Origin of the sequence: Lachnoanaerobaculum sp. MSX33, assembly GCF_000512995.1 — a bacterium.
GTDB lineage: Bacteria > Bacillota > Clostridia > Lachnospirales > Lachnospiraceae > Lachnoanaerobaculum.
This window is the reverse complement of sequence record NZ_AZXX01000057.1, coordinates 1-1,826: the sequence shown is the minus strand read 5'-3', so window position 1 is coordinate 1,826 and position 1,826 is coordinate 1. Positions and strand designations below refer to the sequence as shown.

Sequence of the window (1,826 nt, the reverse complement as noted above, 5' to 3'; positions counted from 1 at the left end):
GTATGGAGGGATTAATTTATGAAACTAACATGTGCCGGAACAAAAAAGTCACCTAGTTATTATATTCAAAAATCTGTGCGTATAGGAAACAAAACCACTACTAAGACTGTAGAACGACTTGGAAGTATCGAAGAAATTAGGGCACGATGTGGAGAGCAAGATCCCCTTGAATGGGCAAAGGCATATGCCAGAAAGCTGACCATTGCTGAAAAGGAGACGCAAAAGGGAGTTCTGCTTAAATTTTCTTCATCCATGCTCATAGATAAAGATGTTCGTAACTCCTGCAATGCGGGTTACCTTTTTATTCAAGATATCTACTATTCCCTTGGTCTGGATAAGATTTGCAGCACCATAGCAGAAAAATATAAATTCGATTACGACCTAAATGACATTCTTTCTATGCTTGTTTATTCAAGAATTATTGCACCGGGCTCCAAACTTTCTTCTCTTGAAAGCTCTCAAAAGTTTCTTGAGCAACCTAAATGCGAATTGCACCAGGTGTATAGAGCTCTTGAAGTGATCGCAAATGAAAATGACTTCTTTCAGTCTGAGCTATACAAGAACTCACAAAACCTAGTGAACCGTAACAAGGAAGTTCTTTATTACGACTGCACAAACTATTATTTTGAGATTGAAGAGGAAGACGATTTTAGAAAGTATGGGATTTCAAAAGAGCATCGTCCTAATCCCATTGTCCAAATGGGTATGTTCATGGATGCTGATGCTATACCTTTGGCCTTTTCTATCTTTGAGGGCAACCAAAACGAACAGCCCTCCATGTCTCCGCTTGAACAGAAAATTATAAATGACTTCGGCACTTCAAATTTTATTGTATGTACAGATGCCGGGCTTTCCTCCACTTCAAACAGAAAACTTAACAGCATTCAAGGGAGAGGATTTGTAACAACACAGCCTATAAAAAAGCTCAAAGGTTTCTTACAGGATTTCTGTCTTGCTGATGAGGGATGGTATCTTCCCGGCAGCAATAAAAAATATAAGCTTAGTGAGCTTGATGAAGAAGCCGATTACGACAAAGTTTTTTATAATGATAGATGGATTAATGAGGACAATCTTGAACAGCACCTTATTGTTACTTATTCCATCAAATATCGCAATTATCAGAGAACTGTAAGAGAACGTCAAGTTGAAAGAGCAATAAAGTACGTAGAGTCACCATCTAAGCTTACAAAGAACAGAGCCAATGACCCAAAACGATTTGTTGAGCAGGGGCATTGTACCCCGGATGGTGAAGTTGCCAGTAAAACAATCACCACATTAAACCGAAAACAGATTGATAACGAAACCAAATACGACGGATTTTACGCTGTCTGCACAAACCTTGAGTGTGATGTATCAAGTATTATTAAAATCAATCAAAGAAGATGGGAAATTGAGGAATGCTTTCGCATCATGAAAACTGAATTTAAATCCAGGCCTATATATCTATCCAGAAAAGATAGAATAACAGCTCACTTCACTACATGCTTTACAGCTTTGGTTATTTATAGAATTCTTGAGCAGAAGCTAAAGGAAAAATACACATGTGAAGAACTAATAAATACAATACGTTCCATGGATATGATGATCGCACCTGGAGAAGGATATATCCCAACCTATACTCGCACCGATATCACGGATGCTCTGCACGATGCTTTTGGATTTAGAACAGACTACCAGATAACATCTCAGAAAAATATGAGAAAAATTTTAAATCAGACTCGAAAAAGAAAAAAATAACCACATATTTTTTCATTAAGAAAGCCCCACAAACAGCGTATTTACACTACTTGTGAGGCTTTTACCTTCTTTCAACTGTCAAAGACGGG

At 37.7% G+C, this 1,826-nt stretch carries 1 protein-coding gene; it reads left to right on the top strand.

Annotated elements, in window-relative coordinates:
- Window positions 1-18: 18 nt before the first annotated feature.
- Window positions 19-1,737, top strand: coding sequence for an IS1634 family transposase (locus tag HMPREF1495_RS04980; protein ID WP_034212584.1), 1,719 nt, complete (start codon window positions 19-21; stop codon window positions 1,735-1,737).
- Window positions 1,738-1,826: the final 89 nt, after the last annotated feature.

What these genes read in the sequence shown, in the direction of transcription:
- HMPREF1495_RS04980 (WP_034212584.1), top strand. Translation starts at nt 19, where the DNA reads ATGAAACTAACATGTGCCGGAACAAAAAAGTCACCTAGTTATTATATT.